At 35.5% G+C, this 15,992-nt stretch carries 17 protein-coding genes; 12 read left to right on the plus strand and 5 right to left on the minus strand.

The window, feature by feature from the left end; translation table 11 throughout:
• Positions 1 to 16 precede the first annotated feature (16 nt).
• Both ACZLXV_RS01115 and ACZLXV_RS01120 read left to right on the plus strand, forming a co-directional pair.
• Entirely contained in the window at positions 17 to 1,471 is a 1,455-nt protein-coding gene (locus tag ACZLXV_RS01115; RefSeq protein ID WP_482382239.1) for a glycoside hydrolase family 32 protein, read from the plus strand.
• 11 nt (positions 1,472 to 1,482) lie between these two features.
• Complete coding sequence (locus tag ACZLXV_RS01120; RefSeq protein WP_482382240.1) at positions 1,483 to 2,448, plus strand: carbohydrate kinase family protein; 966 nt, start codon at positions 1,483 to 1,485, stop codon at positions 2,446 to 2,448.
• 74 nt (positions 2,449 to 2,522) lie between these two features.
• On the opposite strand, the gene ACZLXV_RS01125 is transcribed toward ACZLXV_RS01120, so the two are convergent.
• From ACZLXV_RS01125 to ACZLXV_RS01135, 3 genes are all read right to left on the minus strand, one after another.
• The gene (locus tag ACZLXV_RS01125; RefSeq protein ID WP_022224221.1) at positions 2,523 to 2,729 is read right to left on the minus strand and encodes a DUF1858 domain-containing protein; all 207 of its coding nucleotides are present in this window, start codon (positions 2,727 to 2,729) and stop codon (positions 2,523 to 2,525) included.
• Positions 2,730 to 2,862: 133 nt separating this feature from the next.
• Positions 2,863 to 3,033 (minus strand): 4Fe-4S ferredoxin, encoded by a 171-nt coding sequence (fdxA, locus tag ACZLXV_RS01130; protein ID WP_022013665.1) that lies wholly within the window; start codon positions 3,031 to 3,033, stop codon positions 2,863 to 2,865.
• A gap of 142 nt (positions 3,034 to 3,175) precedes the next feature.
• Positions 3,176 to 3,985 carry an adaptor protein MecA gene (locus ACZLXV_RS01135; RefSeq protein ID WP_022224220.1) on the minus strand — a complete coding sequence of 270 codons (810 nt, stop codon included), beginning with the start codon at positions 3,983 to 3,985 and terminating at the stop codon, positions 3,176 to 3,178.
• Between the two features lie 711 nt (positions 3,986 to 4,696).
• Between ACZLXV_RS01135 and ACZLXV_RS01140 the strand changes: the two genes are divergently transcribed.
• From ACZLXV_RS01140 to ACZLXV_RS01180, 9 genes are all read left to right on the plus strand, one after another.
• Positions 4,697 to 4,921, plus strand: a complete 225-nt coding sequence (locus ACZLXV_RS01140; protein ID WP_022224219.1) for a hypothetical protein — start codon at positions 4,697 to 4,699, stop codon at positions 4,919 to 4,921.
• A 262-nt stretch (positions 4,922 to 5,183) separates the two neighbouring features.
• Entirely contained in the window at positions 5,184 to 6,884 is a 1,701-nt protein-coding gene (locus tag ACZLXV_RS01145; RefSeq protein ID WP_482382241.1) for a glycosyl hydrolase family 18 protein, read from the plus strand.
• Positions 6,885 to 6,981: 97 nt separating this feature from the next.
• Complete coding sequence (locus tag ACZLXV_RS01150; RefSeq protein ID WP_022224217.1) at positions 6,982 to 7,668, plus strand: N-acetylmuramoyl-L-alanine amidase; 687 nt, start codon at positions 6,982 to 6,984, stop codon at positions 7,666 to 7,668.
• Between the two features lie 25 nt (positions 7,669 to 7,693).
• Positions 7,694 to 8,749 (plus strand): L-threonylcarbamoyladenylate synthase, encoded by a 1,056-nt coding sequence (locus tag ACZLXV_RS01155; protein ID WP_367334635.1) that lies wholly within the window; start codon positions 7,694 to 7,696, stop codon positions 8,747 to 8,749.
• A gap of 76 nt (positions 8,750 to 8,825) precedes the next feature.
• Positions 8,826 to 9,317 (plus strand): arsenate reductase/protein-tyrosine-phosphatase family protein, encoded by a 492-nt coding sequence (locus ACZLXV_RS01160; RefSeq protein ID WP_482382242.1) that lies wholly within the window; start codon positions 8,826 to 8,828, stop codon positions 9,315 to 9,317.
• Between the two features lie 19 nt (positions 9,318 to 9,336).
• Positions 9,337 to 9,765, plus strand: a complete 429-nt coding sequence (gene rpiB, locus ACZLXV_RS01165; RefSeq protein WP_022224214.1) for a ribose 5-phosphate isomerase B — start codon at positions 9,337 to 9,339, stop codon at positions 9,763 to 9,765.
• A 281-nt stretch (positions 9,766 to 10,046) separates the two neighbouring features.
• A complete protein-coding gene (locus tag ACZLXV_RS01170) occupies positions 10,047 to 11,072 on the plus strand; it encodes a branched-chain amino acid aminotransferase (protein ID WP_022224213.1) in 1,026 nt (341 codons plus the stop codon).
• 290 nt (positions 11,073 to 11,362) lie between these two features.
• Positions 11,363 to 12,427: an undecaprenyldiphospho-muramoylpentapeptide beta-N-acetylglucosaminyltransferase gene (gene murG / locus ACZLXV_RS01175; protein ID WP_022224212.1), complete on the plus strand. Its 1,065-nt coding sequence runs from the start codon at positions 11,363 to 11,365 to the stop codon at positions 12,425 to 12,427.
• A gap of 58 nt (positions 12,428 to 12,485) precedes the next feature.
• Complete coding sequence (locus ACZLXV_RS01180; RefSeq protein WP_022224211.1) at positions 12,486 to 12,668, plus strand: DUF4250 domain-containing protein; 183 nt, start codon at positions 12,486 to 12,488, stop codon at positions 12,666 to 12,668.
• A gap of 21 nt (positions 12,669 to 12,689) precedes the next feature.
• Here the strand turns inward: ACZLXV_RS01180 and ACZLXV_RS01185 are convergent, their stop codons facing one another.
• Complete coding sequence (locus ACZLXV_RS01185) at positions 12,690 to 13,148, minus strand: GNAT family N-acetyltransferase (RefSeq protein WP_022224210.1); 459 nt, start codon at positions 13,146 to 13,148, stop codon at positions 12,690 to 12,692.
• A 226-nt stretch (positions 13,149 to 13,374) separates the two neighbouring features.
• On the opposite strand from ACZLXV_RS01185, the gene ACZLXV_RS01190 reads away from it, so the two are divergent.
• The gene (locus tag ACZLXV_RS01190; RefSeq protein WP_482382243.1) at positions 13,375 to 14,961 is read left to right on the plus strand and encodes a DUF3794 and LysM peptidoglycan-binding domain-containing protein; all 1,587 of its coding nucleotides are present in this window, start codon (positions 13,375 to 13,377) and stop codon (positions 14,959 to 14,961) included.
• Between the two features lie 52 nt (positions 14,962 to 15,013).
• Here the strand turns inward: ACZLXV_RS01190 and ACZLXV_RS01195 are convergent, their stop codons facing one another.
• Positions 15,014 to 15,901 carry an AraC family transcriptional regulator gene (locus tag ACZLXV_RS01195; RefSeq protein ID WP_482382244.1) on the minus strand — a complete coding sequence of 296 codons (888 nt, stop codon included), beginning with the start codon at positions 15,899 to 15,901 and terminating at the stop codon, positions 15,014 to 15,016.
• Positions 15,902 to 15,992 lie beyond the last annotated feature (91 nt).

A 15,992-nucleotide genomic window follows, 5' to 3' on the forward strand; every position in this document is an offset into this window, starting at 1 on the left:
TAGAAATGAGGTATTTATGGATAAGTTAAAAAAAGCAGATGCATATATAGAAAAAAATAAATTGAGCAGTAAAGAATTGCCAGAGTTTCATGTTGCACCACAAATCGGCTGGATAAATGATCCGAATGGTTTTTCGTATTATAACGGGAAGGCACATTTGTTTTATCAGTTTCATCCCTATGGTAAGGAGTGGGGACCTATGCATTGGGGACATTGTGTAAGCAGTGATCTGATAAAGTGGGAATATTGCCCGGTCGCACTGGCACCCGATATGGATTATGATGTTGACGGATGTTTTTCAGGTTCGGCAATAGCGACTGATAAAGGACATATGTTAGTATATACGGGAGTATCTCATGAAGAAATAAATGGAGAAAGACAGGAATTTCAGAATCAGTGCATTGCTTTAGGTGATGGAAAATCATACAAAAAAATAGAAAAAAATCCGGTGATTACAGGGGATATGATGCCTGAAAATTTCAGCCGTGAGCATTTTAGGGATCCTAAAGTATGGAAAGAGGATGACGGATATTATATTGTTGCCGGAAATAAAACATCTGACGGAAAACCACATGTAGTATTGTTTTATTCGGAAAATATGTATGACTGGAAATATGTTTCGGTATTGGCAGAAGATAATACAGGAAAATATGGAACAATGTGGGAGTGTCCTGATTTCTTTGAGCTGGACAAAAGACACGTACTTATAGCATCTCCACAGGACATGTGTGCAGATGAAGAGTTTCATAATGGAAATAATTCAGTGTATTTTATAGGTGATTATGACCGGAAACAGCATAAATTCAATTATGATGAAGTCTATGCACTCGATGACGGAATTGATTTTTACGCACCACAGACTACGCTTACACCTGATGGAAGAAGGGTGATGATAGGGTGGATGCAGTCATGGGATTCAAATATAAGACCGGTTACTCAGAAGTGGTCATGTATGATGACGATTCCAAGAGAGTTGACTTTTGCCGATGGAAGAATCGTGCAGAGTCCTGTAAGGGAGATAGCAGAATATTATACAGATGATGTTTATTATAAAGGTCAGAAAGTACATGAAAAAACAGGCTTTCAGGGAATAAATGGCCGCATGCTTGATATGACGGTTGAAATTGCTGATGGAGATTTTGATGAGTTTAAGATATGTTTTGCAGAAAATGAAAGATTTCGTTCGTGGCTTATCTATAATAACGTGAAAAAAGAACTTGAAATAAACAGGCTGTATTCGGGAATGAATCGTGATACAATAGGGGTTAGAAAAGTCAGATTAAGATATCCAAAAGAAAGCTTGAAACTTCGTTTTATTTTGGATAAATATTCTGCAGAAATATTTATAAATGACGGTTCACAGGTACTTAGCATGACTTATTATACACCGCTTGATGCAGATGGGATAAGTTTTGAATGTGACGGGGACACAGTTATAGATATCGAAAAACATGGCATATTTGTCAGATAGGGAGGTTTTTAATGCAAAAGTTTGATGTGGTCGCTTTAGGAGAGTTGCTTGTAGATTTTACTGAAAATGGTATGAGTGGACAAGGAAATACGATACTTGAGGCAAATCCGGGAGGAGCTCCATGCAATGTTTTGTCAATGTTACAGAGACTTGGTAAGAAAACTGCTTTTATAGGAAAAGTTGGCAATGACAATTTTGGAAGAATGCTTAGAGATGTCGTTAGTGAACAGGGAATAAATACAGATAATGTGATTTTTGATGACGACATTCATACTACGCTTGCATTTGTACATACAAAAGAAGACGGTGACAGGGACTTTTCATTTTATCGCAATCCCGGAGCCGATATGATGCTTAGAAAAAATGAAATAAATGAAAGTTTACTGGAAAATACCAAAATCTTTCATTTTGGTACACTTTCAATGACAGAAGAAAAAATCGCAGATACAACAAAATATGCGGTAGAAAAATCAAAAAGTATGGGGGCAGTGATTTCATTTGATCCAAATTTTCGCCCACCTCTTTGGGATGATTTTGAAAAGGCAAAAGAACAGATGTGGTATGGTATAAGTAAATGTGATGTTTTAAAAATATCAGATGATGAAATACAGTTTTTGACCGGAGAAAAAGATATTGATGCAGGTGTTCACAAGATTTTTGAAAAATATGAACCGGCACTGTTTTGTGCCACAAAAGGAAAAAATGGAAGCACTGCATATTATAAGGGAAAAAGCTTTTTTGCAGATGCATTTGTAAGAAAGGATACAGTAGAAACGACTGGAGCTGGAGATACATTTATGGCATGTATTTTAAATAGTGTTCTTGAAAAAGGACTGGATAATCTCACAAAAAGTGATGTTTCAAGTATGCTTGAATTTGCTAGTGCAGCATCGTCTATAATTACGACAAAAAAAGGAGCTTTAAAGGTGATGCCTCAAAGGAATGATGTGATTTCGTTCTTGAATAATTATAAATAAAACAGAAGGTCATATGTTGGTTTGATACCGATGTATGACCTTCTGTTTTATTTAATGATAAAAAATATCAGCAATTATTTCTTTGAGAGATAATCATTTACATTAGCAACAAGTTCGTCGGCGTTAAGACCGTGAACCATAGCTGCTTCCTCAAGTGATTCTCCCTGAGCTGATGGGCAGCCGATGCAGTGCATACCTGATGCCATAAGTATAGCTGCGATGCCCGCATCTATTTTAAGCATGTCAGCAATTATCATATCTTTAGAAATTCTTTCTGTCATAATATCTGCTCTCCTTTGAAAAAATAAATTAAAAACGAAAAAGCCACTGTACAGGAGAAAAACTCCTTTACCAGCAGCTTTATTTTACATAAAGTAAAAAAAATCGTCAATAGGAAATAAAATCCTAATCAAATTACTCCTGTGAAATAGCACCTGAAGGGCATGTTCCTGCACAAGCACCACACTCGATACATGTATCTGCATCGATCTGGTAATGAGCATCTCCTTCAGAAATAGCGCCTACTGGACATCCGCCAGCGCAAGCTCCACAACTAACACAATCATCACTAATTACATATGCCATTTTAATTGTCCTCCCTTATTATTGATTTTGTGCATTCATTATAACGCAGAAAATTCTTTTTGGCAACCCCTGAAAGCACTGAAAATAAAGGAAAAATGGTTAGTTTGACTGAACTTTAGGTAGGCTTAAAATACCATATAATTTATGCAAGTTTTTGTAATGCATCATATCTGATGAGAGGTTCAAAATGTTCTTCATAATAAGATATACTTGCAGAAGTGTTTTTCTGCTGTGTACCATACTCACTTGCTAAGTTGCAAATCTTATTGAAAGATTCCGGTGAAAGCTCACCTTGCTGCATTATAAGTATATAATTTTCAGTTTTGTCATTTTTATACAATGTATTTGCACTTTTATACAGATGGCATATATTGGCTGCAAATTCCGATACATTGTTTAATGAGTCGAAAGAAAAGATTTTAGCATTGTTTGATGACGTGTTTTTAGACATTGTCTTTGGACGTGGTTCTTTGCTCAAAGCTTCAGAGAGCGAAATAAAATCAGTGTTTTCATCATATGAAGATGTAGGAGTAAAAGGTATCGGCTCGTCATCTGCTTCTGAGGTTAAGCTGCCGGCGAGTTCGTAAATATCATCATCGTCGTCATATTCGTCATCATCGTCAAATGTATATTCTCCGACCTGTTCATATGAAGAACTGTCCGGATCCTCAGAAAATGTTGAAAATCTTGTATCAAGTTCATCCGGATCTTCAACTTTGGTTATAAGTAAGACCAGGGTGTCCGGATACATAGGAATAGCTTCTATCATAAGTGGGATATTTTCCGCATCAAAACCGAATTCATATGATGCCTGCTGCACCATGTCACGAAATAGAGCCTTGGCTTTATCTGTTCCGTATGCAAGTTCGCTGATACGAAGTTCTCTGTCGGATAAATCTTTTTTATTGAGTGTACAACGGATTTGGTTGTCATTTATTTTTTCGATTCGCATAGGCTCACTCCCTTTCTAAAAAAATATAAAATATATAATTTCTTATAGTTAAATTATAGGTTAATATTTGATTTTAGTCAATGATTTGAGACTTATCTGACATTGTTATTATCGGATAAATATGAAATAAAATCACCATTTATATATTTATATGATATGAACGTTGTACAGGTGATTTGGCAAATATAAAATGAATGCTTTTGAGTTTTGTCATTTGAAGGATAAGACATATTTTAGATTAATATTATGGTTTGTAATACCTGCATAATAAATACTGTTTATTTTTTGAAAAATTTGCATATATTTTCAAAAAATGATTAAAAATGATGAAAATGGGAATTTTATTATGCATAATAGTAAAAAATACGTCAGCAGTTTTGGTAAAAATACGGTGATTTAGGTGTTGAAATTGTGAAAGTCACCATCATATAATAGTCAGCACAGAGAGACGATTTAAAGTTTCAGGGGGTGAGTTTATAGGAAGAAGGTTATAGAAAAAATGATATGTTAAAAATTTAAGGCGGTTAGGAGACAAGGATAGAGGAGTATTGACGTTGATATGAATTTTACCAGATGTTTTAAAAATCGTTGCTCTGAAAATAAGTTAAAAATTACTCAATAGGAAAATGATGATGTATCACATAAAATAAAATTAACAGTTACACAAGTAGCGGTCATGTATCTTATTGGAGAAACCGGAGGTTGGTAAAATTGAGGGATAGTTCAGAAGGGTCGAGAGAAAAGACAATATCATGGATTTTAGATGAGGTCGATAAATGGACCTTGGCTGGGGTAAAAGTTAAAATCGATGGACAGTTTTATTCAGGCGGGGATTCTGAAATAATAGAACATGTCAAAGAAGACAATTGCTATATGGAAAACTATGTTAGTGACAATAATGGTAAGATTGTACAGGTCGAGTTTGACCGTCTGTAAATATTGTTGGAGATTATCCATTACAATGTTTTTGTGGTAAAAAATGTCGGAATATTAAGATATTAAAAAAATAATGGTAACCTTAAAAAGGTGACAGGAGAGGGAAGAAACACACATGCCTTGTTACTGCTCACACCGGTGGTATGGGCGGTAACTATCCCCTCTCCTGATTAGTTCAATTTTTCATATGTGCCTTTACTGTAAAAAGTTTAAGTGATATACTGATAAAGAGAATATTGCGTATTGAGAAAGGGTTCGTTTTATGAAAAATAAAAAGCTGTTTTTGCCTATTGTGATTACATTTATTGCAGTCGTTGCAGTGACTGCGTTTTGGTTTATAAAGAAAAATATGCCATGTAAAGATTATATGAGTCTGGCAAAATATTATGGAAATAATGGAAACGGTTATACAGTTGTACTTGAGGATAAAATAAACGAAGAGAAGGCGTTGTATCAGAAAGGTCATGTCTATATTGATTACAACCTCGTATCGAATACATTAAATAAAAGATTTTATTGGGATTCAAATGAAAATCTTTTGATTTATACAACAGCCACAGCTGTTATCACAACTCATATCAATAGTAACAAATACACTATAAATAAAAGTTTAAACGCTAAAGATTATGTTATAGCAAAGCTAAAGAATAATAAACTTTATATTGCTTTGGATTTTGTTAAGGACTATACGGCACTTTCTTATAACTTATATAAAAATCCAAACAGAGTTGTCTTAAAATATGAATATGGAAAGAAACAAAAGTGGATACAATCCGCAGAAGAAACAAAGTTAAGGTTTGAGCCAAGTATAAAGAGCCCTATACTTGTTGACGTAAAAAAAGAAGAAAAATTAAGAATTCTTGAAGATGAGTCAAAAGACAGCGGTTTTGATAAGGTTATATCTGAAAGTGGAGTTATAGGTTATGTTAAAGCATCAGATTTGAAAGAGGCATATGATTATGTTCCAAAAACAGATTTTGTAGAGGAGGAGTATCCGCATACATTGCTGGAGGGAAAAGTTAATCTTTTATGGCATCAGGTTACAAATCAGACTGCAAATTCAACATTGTTAAATGTGATTTCAGGGACAAAAAATGTAAATGTCATAGCACCGACATGGTTTGCGACAAGTGACAACAATGGAAGCATATCATCACTTGCAAGTTATGATTATGTTGATAAGGCACATTCCATGGGATTGCAGGTATGGGGACTTTGTGATGACTTTTCACCTGATATGAAAATCGGAAATGTGTTGGGAAGAACAAGCCGCAGGGAGAGATTAGAGAAAAATCTTATTGCGGAGGCTATAAAATACAGTCTTGACGGTATAAATATTGATTTTGAAAATGTCAAGTCAAAGAATGGCACTGATTTTATACAGTTTATAAGAGAACTTGGTATTATGTGCAGAAACAACGGAATTATACTTTCAATAGACAACTATCCGCCGGCAAATTATTCAGCATACTATGCCAGAGAGGAACAGGCAGCAGTAGCAGATTATGTTATTACTATGGCATATGATGAGTATTACTCAGGGTCTGAGGAGGCAGGGCCTGTTTCATCATTAAGTTATGTTAAAAATGCTGTCACTAATATATTGAATGAAGTTCCTGCAAAGCAGTCTGTTATAGGACTTCCGTTTTATTCAAGAATGTGGAAGGAAACAACCCGGTCTGGTGAGACAAAGATTAAATCAGAAGCTTGTTCAATGAAATATGCCGAAGAACTTGTCAATGATGCGAAAGCCGATATTACATGGGATGAAGAAAGAGGACTTGACTATGCTGAGTACACAAAAGACGGGACTCTATATAAAATCTGGCTTGAAAATGCCAAGTCGCTTGAATTAAAGCTAAAAGAAGTAGAGTCAGGGAAAATGGCAGGAGTAGCTTTTTGGAAAGCCGGAATGGAAAAGAAAAGTGTCTGGGATACGATAGAGAAATATACAGTACAGTAGATTATATGATGCAAGGGTCAAAATACCTTTTGAATACATATCATAATTTAAAATAAACTGCATACATATAGCTGATAAATATTTTTTGGAGATATGTATGAATTTATTAAAGAAAAGCTGTATTGTTTTATTAGGTGTGTGTGTTGTGGCAGCAGGTGGAATTGTCAGCAGACATATGATAAAAAAAATTCCTGTATTTAAGAGTGACAATAAGAAAATTATAGTCATTGATCCGGGACATGGTGGAAATGACCCGGGAAAGGTAGGTATAGACGGTTCTTTGGAAAAGAACATAAATCTTGCCATATCACTATATTTAAAAAAAGAACTAGAAAATAATAAATATAAAGTGATAATGACAAGAGAAAAAGATACAGGTCTGTATAGTGAGGGAGATACAAATAAGAAAATAGCTGATCTTAGTAAAAGAATAGAGATTATGAACGGTTCAGATGCAGCGGCTGTTGTGAGTATTCATCAGAACAGTTTTACGGGTGAGAGTTCAAGGGGAGCACAGGTGTTTTATCATGGTGAATCCCAAAATGGAAAGAAATTTGCCGGGATAATGCAGAAGAAAATAGCAGAGTGTATAGGTGATGGAAATCATAGGGTAGAAAAAGCCAATTCAGATTATTATGTATTAAGGAAAAGTATTCCGACTGCTATAATTGTTGAATGTGGATTTTTGTCAAATTCGCAGGAGGCAAAGCTTTTGTCGGATGACGAATATCAGAAAAAGATGGCTAAGGCAATTGCTAAGGGGATATACGAATATATTTCATAAGGAGGCTCATCAGATGAGTGAAGATATAGATACAAAAATAATAAAGGTAAATTCTGAAATGTTTGAGGACAGCGAGATTGAGGAGGCATGTGAGATATTAAAGAAAAACGGACTTGTAGCTTTTCCGACAGAAACAGTATATGGACTTGGCGGAGACGCCATGCATAAGGAGGCATCTGCCAAAATATACGCGGCTAAGGGCAGACCGTCAGACAATCCGCTTATAGTTCATATATCAGATAGGGAAAGTCTTAAAGACATAGCAAAGGAAGTTCCACAAAAGGCAGTAAAACTTATGGATGCATTTTGGCCGGGACCAATGACTCTCATATTCAAGAAAACAGATAAAGTGCCATATTCAACAACGGGAGGACTTGACACAGTTGCAGTCAGGATGCCAAGCCATCCGGTGGCAAGAGAACTTATAAGCCAGTCAGGAGTCTATATAGCGGCACCGAGTGCAAATACTTCCGGCAGGCCAAGCCCGACAAAAGCAGAGCATGTTATTGAAGATTTATCGGGCAAAATAGATATGATAATTGATGGCGGAAGTGTTGGTATTGGACTTGAATCGACGATTGTTGATGTCAGTGAGGAAGTACCTGTTATTTTAAGACCAGGTTATATTACAAAAAGCATGCTTGAGGATATTGTAGGTGAAGTAAAAGTTGACCCCGCTATTGTAGGTGAAACACCTAAGAAAAACATTGTTGCGAAAGCACCGGGAATGAAATACCGTCATTATGCTCCAAAGGGAGATATGACCATTGTTGAGGGAAGCAGAGAAGATGTAGCTTCAAAGATAAATGAACTTGCAAAGCAGAAGATTGATGAGGGCTGCAAAGTTGCAATTATTGCGACCGATGAGACAAAAGAAGAGTATAAGTATGGTATTGTAAAAAGTATTGGTTCAAGAAAAACTGAAGGTTCCATTGCGGCAGGGTTATATGATATACTGAGAGATATGGATCATATTGGTGCACAGTATATATATGCTGAAAGCTTTAGTGATGACAGACTTGGAGGGGCGATAATGAACAGAATGATAAAGGCAGCCGGTCATCATTTGATTCATGTATAGACATTAAAATACATCCAAATATAAAAACGGGTATTTTATTTGTTGTGTGACAGTTTCTGAAATGAGGGAGATGTATATGAAAAGTTATGACAAAGTCATATTTGTAAGCAAGGGAAATACTTTCAGCAGTCCGCTTGTAGAGGCTATTTACAGAATGAAAGCTCCAAACTGGCTTCCAAATTCCATGTCCAGAGGGACGGTTGTTTTGTTTTCCGAGCCGATAAATCCGAAAGTAAATGTTCTTCTTAGCAGTCATGATATGAATATAAGTAATCATGAAAACTCGAAGCAGCTTAAACGTGAGGAAATAACTGCGGACACGCTTTTGCTTACTATGACATTTAGTGACAAGCTGAAGGTGATTGAAGATCTTGGGGTATCAAACAATGTGTACACGGTAGGTGAGTACATTGAAGATGATGCAGATATATCAGACCCGTTTGACCCTGATGAGACATTGTATGATAAATTTTTTGAGGAAGTCTCAGAAAAGATTGAAAAAGTAATATTGCATATGGAAGCAGAGTATCATGAAAATGAAGAGTCTGCTACAAATATAAATAATTGATATGTGGAGGTAAGAAAAAATGATAGCAATTGGAAGTGACCATGGAGGATTTGCACTTAAGCAGGAAATTATGGAACATTTGAAGGAAAATGGTATTGAATATAAAGATTATGGCTGTTATGATGAGAGATCATGTGATTATCCGGTTTATGCAAAAAAAGTTGCAAATGCAATAGTTAGTGGTGAGTGTGAGAAAGGAATACTTATCTGTGGAACAGGAATAGGAATTTCCATAGCCGCCAATAAAGTTAAAGGAATAAGAGCTGCACTTTGCCACGATACTTTCAGCGCACAGGCAACAAGAGAACATAACGATGCAAATATTCTCGCTATGGGTGCAAGAGTAATAGGACCGGGACATGCATTGAAGGTAGTTGATACATTCTTAAATACTGAATTTTCAAATGATGAGAGACATATCAGAAGAATAAATATGATAGAAGATTAACGTGTTAAAAAGTTTAAGAACATAAAGACTGCTAATGGTGCGTATTAAGCGGTTAAGATTATAATCTTGACAGTATAAAATCATGGGAGTATCATTAGAGATATGTTAAAATAAAAGATTTTTATCAATGTATTTAATATGGTACAGTGTGTGTGTACTGAATTTATTGATTGTAATATAGTATCGTGTATGTGTATCGAATTTATTGATTGTATTGATATGTAATCTTTTGAAAATAATTCACCCGATAAATTAAAAGGGTTATGAAAGGAAGTATTGTTATGGCAAAAAAGGACATCGATTGGAATAATCTTGGATTTGGTTATGTAAAGACAGACAAAAGATATGTGTCAAACTTCAAAAATGGTGCATGGGATGATGGCGCACTTATAGAGGATGATATGATCACAATCAGCGAGTGTGCATGCGTTCTCCAGTATGCTCAGACAGTATTTGAAGGATTAAAAGCATATACTACGGAGGATGGCAGAGTTGTCTGCTTTAGACCTGACTTAAACGCTTCACGTCTCGCTGATTCAGCAAGCAGACTTGAGATGCCGGTATTTCCTGAAGATAGATTTGTAGATGCTATTGCTAAAGTAGTCGAGGCAAATATTGATTATGTACCACCATATGGCTCAGGTGCAACATTATATATTCGTCCTTATATGTTTGGAAGTGATGCCATTATTGGTGTAAAACCTGCCAATGAATATCAGTTCAGAGTATTTACAACACCTGTAGGACCTTACTTTAAAGGTGGCGCAAAACCTATTACTATCCGTGTAAGTGATTTTGACAGAGCTGCACCTCATGGAACAGGTCATATCAAGGCAGGACTTAACTATGCTATGAGTCTTCATGCTATAGTTGATGCACATCAGAAAGGCTTTGATGAGAATGTTTATCTTGATGCTGCTTCTCGTACAAAGATTGAGGAGACAGGTGGAGCAAACCTTATCTTTATCACAAAAGACGGTAAGTTTGTTACTCCTAAGTCAAATAGTATTCTTCCATCAATTACACGCCGTTCATTAGAGGTTGTTGCAAAAGATTACCTTGGAATGGAAGTTGAAGAAAGAGAAGTATATCTTGATGAAGTTAAAGACTTTGCTGAGTGCGGTCTTTGTGGAACAGCAGCAGTTATCTCTCCGGTAGGAAAGATTGTTGACCATGGCAAAGAGATTTGTTTCCCAAGCGGAATGGAGCAGATGGGACCAAAGACAAAGGAACTTTATGATACACTTACAGGTATCCAGATGGGTAGAATAGAAGCTCCTGAAGGATGGATTAAAGTTATCAGATAAGCCGGATAAATATTAAATATACTATACATATAGAAAACGTTCTGATGCCACAGATTGCTTCATTGTTGTACAGTTTTTGCAATCCTGCAAACATCATATACAATAATTATAAAAGCAGACAAAATCGCTGTAATTCTTTATTTTAAGGGATGCAGCGATTTTTCAGACTTATATGATAATATATAAAATGGTATTTAAAGTAAATAGTGTTAAAGCTATTAAATTAAAAAGTTATATTGTGAATTTTGGTTATTATTTCAAGAATGGATTTTGAAAGGAGAATTTTTCTGATGAAGAAAATTGTTTTAACCGGAGGGGGAACAGCCGGTCATGTCACTCCAAATATTGCACTCATACCTGAATTGAAGAAAGCAGGATATGAGATTTACTATATAGGTTCCTATGACGGTATAGAGAAAAAACTGATTGAAAAATTGGGAATTCCTTATTATGGTATATCAAGCGGAAAACTGCGCAGATACATAGACCTTAAAAATCTCAGTGACCCGTTTAAGGTACTTAAAGGACTTGCACAGGCAAGACATCTGCTTAAAAAGATTAAACCTGATGTAGTATTCTCAAAGGGTGGTTTTGTATCTGTTCCTGTTGTTGTGGCTGCCAAGTCACGCAGAATTCCGTGTATTATACATGAGTCGGATATGACACCGGGACTTGCAAATAAAATTTGCATTCCGTGTGCGGTAAGGGTTTGTACAAACTTTCCTGAGACACTCAAACATCTGCCGGCAGAAAAGGCTGTTCTCACAGGTTCACCTATAAGAGAAGAACTTTTTAAGGGAAATAAAGAAAAGGGACTTGAGTTTTGCGGATTTGACGATTCAAAACCTGTTGTTCTTATAATTGGAGGAAGTCTGGGTGCAGTTGCAGTAAACAATGCCGTGAGAGGAATTCTTCCTGAGCTGTTGAAAAAGTTTCAGGTTATACATCTTTGTGGAAAAGGAAAGAAAGATGAAAAGCTTGACGGTACTAAGGGATATGTGCAGTATGAGTATATAAGTGACGAACTTCCGGATTTAATGGCGGCATCGGATATTATGATATCGCGTGCCGGAGCAAACGCCATATGTGAAATTCTCGCACTTAAAAAGCCAAATATACTTATACCTCTTTCAGCACAGGCAAGCCGTGGGGACCAGATATTAAATGCTGCATCATTTGAAAAGCTTGGATATAGTATTGTTATTCAGGAAGAAGATGTAACTAACGAAAAATTATTGAAAGCAGTAAATGAAGCATTTGATAATAAAGAAAAATATATCGCGGCAATGAATAAGAGTCAGCTTAATAATTCAATTGAGAAGATTGTCGGTCTTATAAACAGTGCGGCTAAGTAGCTGCCGCTTACAATATGATTGTGAGTGGCAGTGTTGAATGTATGGGAGGAAATAAAAAGTGAGTAACAATTTACCAAAGGATTCGGTTATGCTGCTTAGTTATATAAATACACAACTCAGGGATTTTTATCCTAATCTTGATGAGTTGTGTAAAACGTTGGATGTTGATAAAGATGAACTTGAGAACAAACTTGCAGCGATTGATTACCGATACAATGCGGAAATGAATAAGTTTGTATAGGGATGGCATATTTATGGATTTTCAGAAAGTCATAGGATTTCCTGTGACATCTCTGGAAACCCACATTGACATTCCGGGACCGTGATTTCCAAATGGTCTTGTGTGAAACCCAAATTTTTCGTAAAAACTTTCACGATGGTATGCAGCCATCAGGCTTACCATTACAGTTTCGCCGGCTACGACGTCTTTTTGTATATAATCGAGTTCACGGCGTATGAGTTCTGTTCCTATGTGACAGCCCTGATAGTCCGGATGTACGATAACATCTGTTATGAAATATGTATAACCGCCGTCGCTGACTATCCTTGCCATGCCGACAGGTTTGCCGTCACAGACAGCTACACAGAGATAAAAAGAATTTTTCAGGGCAATAGCAGCTCTCTTTTCAGTTACATTTATCCAGTTTACGGATTTTCTGAGTGCATTATAATCTTCGACACTTATATTATTTATATACGTTATTTCTTTTTGATTATCCATAGTATCCCTCATTTCCGAGCAGTTTATTAAGATTGCAACAGTATTCTGTATCATATAAAATGCAGTTTGCCAATACTGATACAATATTCTGCATCATATAAAATATAGTTTACCACAATAATGTCTGTTTGAGTTATTTATTTGCTTTTTAGTAATATTTTTTATATGAGTGAATAAAATATTATTAAAACAATAACATGTAGCGAGTAAAATTAAGGAGATTTCTATGGACTTAAAAACAGCACAGATAACTTCAAATCAAATAGTCTGCCACAGTGACACTCAGATTACTCTTGAAAATGATATGAATGTTCCTGATAGCAAACCTGATATAGATAAGATTATCAAGATTGAAGGAAATATATCATCAAATTCTGTTTCGGCACTTGAAGGAAAGGTAAATGTAAAAGGAACTCTCGATTATTTTATTTTGTATGCAAGCAATGATGATATTGTGCCTATACATAATCTTTCCGGAAGTATAAATTTTGATGAGTCTGTAGGGCTTGACAATGTGTCTGAGGGGGACGAGATAAATTGTCATTTTGAAATTGATGATTGTCAGGCAAATCTTATAAATTCAAGAAAACTCAGTATAAATGCTATTATAGGAATACATTGCTGCAAACCTAAAAGTGTTTATTATGAAGCGGTTTCTTCAATGGCGTCTGATGATGAGACGGACAATTTGAATTTAGATGGTTTATATTCAAAAATGAAAACGGTTACATATACACATCTGGTAATTCAAAAAAATGACATTCACAGGATTTTTGAGGAATTGACTCTTCCGAAGGCAAAACCAAGTATTGCATCGGTGCTGTATTACAACATAAGACCGTTAAATATTCAGACAAAAGTTGTCGAAGACGGTGTAAGACTTATGGGTGATTTGAATGTATTTGTTCTTTATACACCTGAAAATGAGGAGAGAAGTCTTGAATATTTTGAGACTGAAGTTTCATTTGATGAGATTATAAACTGCAACGACTGCAACGAGGATATGATCCCTGATATTGATGTTAGTGTCGGAACAAGGGAATTATCCTCAAAACCGGATGAGGATGGTGAAAACAGGATTGTAAATTTCGAGCTTACGCTTAAATTGCAGATGAAGTTTTATGAAAACAGGGAGGCGCAGATACTCGATGATGCGTATTCAACTGCTATGGAACTTGAACCTGTAAAGGAAAAAATGCTGTTGAATAAACTTATTATGAAAAATCAGAGTTCGCTTCGTCTTTCTGAGCAGATTTCACTTGAAAGTCCGGATAAAATATTGCAGATATGTAATGCGACAGGAAAAATAACAATAGATGAGCAGCAGATTGTTGATGGCGGAATACATTTGGACGGTGTGCTTTTGCTTGATATTCTTTATATGACAGAGAATGATGTAAGTCCGTTATCGATAGAGAGAGCTGTTTTGCCATTTAGCCATACCATAGAAATTGATAACCTAAGCACTGATTGTTACTATGAATTACAGTTTGATATAAATAATATAAATGTTATTATGATTGACAGTTCGGAACTTGAAGTTAAGGTCAATATAACATTGTGTGCTATTGCATTTTCAAGTTTTGATGAAAGTTTTGTATCGGATATTGTGACAGCACCTCTTGACTTTGAACAGCTTCATAAGCTTCCGGGAATAGTAGGTTATTATGCGGCGGCGGATACACCTGTTTGGGATATAGCAAAAAAATACCGCACAACCGTTAAAAGCATAATGGATTTGAATGAAATTAACGGTGATACGGTTCACAAGGGAGATAAACTGCTTTTGCTTAAAATGGTTGAGGGTATTTAGCGTATAATAAATTTATGTTGTTGTCTTCTTAATTAAATATATGGGTGTGCTCTTAGCAGGATTGAAATTTTTTCCTGTATTCCATAGGAGTACACCCAAATTTTTTTAGGAAAATCCTGGAAAAGTAACTCAGGTGGTTATATCCGCAGGAAGTAGCGATTGAAGTAATGCTGTATGAGGTTGTTTTTAGCAAATTACAGCTTAGCTCCATGCGGTAAGCATTAAGATACGCTACAGGAGACTGCTGCATGTATTTTTTGAATATCTGACAGCACTTGCTGCGGCTGATATTGCCGGCGGCAGCTATGTCTTCAAGGTCAATATTGTCATAATAGTGAAGCGTTATGTATGTTATCATTTCTTTTTGAATATGAATGTCATTATTCTGTGACACGGGGTCAATATAAAGTTTTGAGTCGGTATTTTTATAAATTTCATTCCAAATAATGTAAAAGTTTCCGATAACTTCATAATCATTCATAAGTCCCGATTGATATTTGTTGTACAGATTTGTAAGGTGTGTGCCCGGAAAACCTGTATTAAATTCAGCGTGCGGAAAATACCAATATTCTATTACCGGAGTTGTGATTATGGGTTTTACATATTTTTCATACATAAAAATATTTGATTTTAGCAGATTTGGATGAAAGAGCATACATGTAAAGATACACTCCTTATTGTGAGTAGCATATCCAAAATGCATCTGATGAGAATTTACGATTACCGTGTCTCCGGCTTTTAAATGAAGGATTTTTCCATTTATATCGTACATCATTTCACCGTCAAAAACATATATGATTTCAATGTCATCATGCCAATGGCACAGGGCTCTCATATCAGTAAAGTTTGAAAGCTTTCGTGACTGAATTGTATATGGAATATCAGAGGAATCATATTGAATGATTTCCGCTGCATTTTGTAATGTATTTATATCGAGCATAAATTTTGCTGCTCCTTTCATTTATCAAAACATCTAGTGTTAATTGTATCATATTACAAACTGATACAAAAGTATAAAAATCTGATACTTT

The organism is Butyribacter sp. (assembly GCF_056818865.1).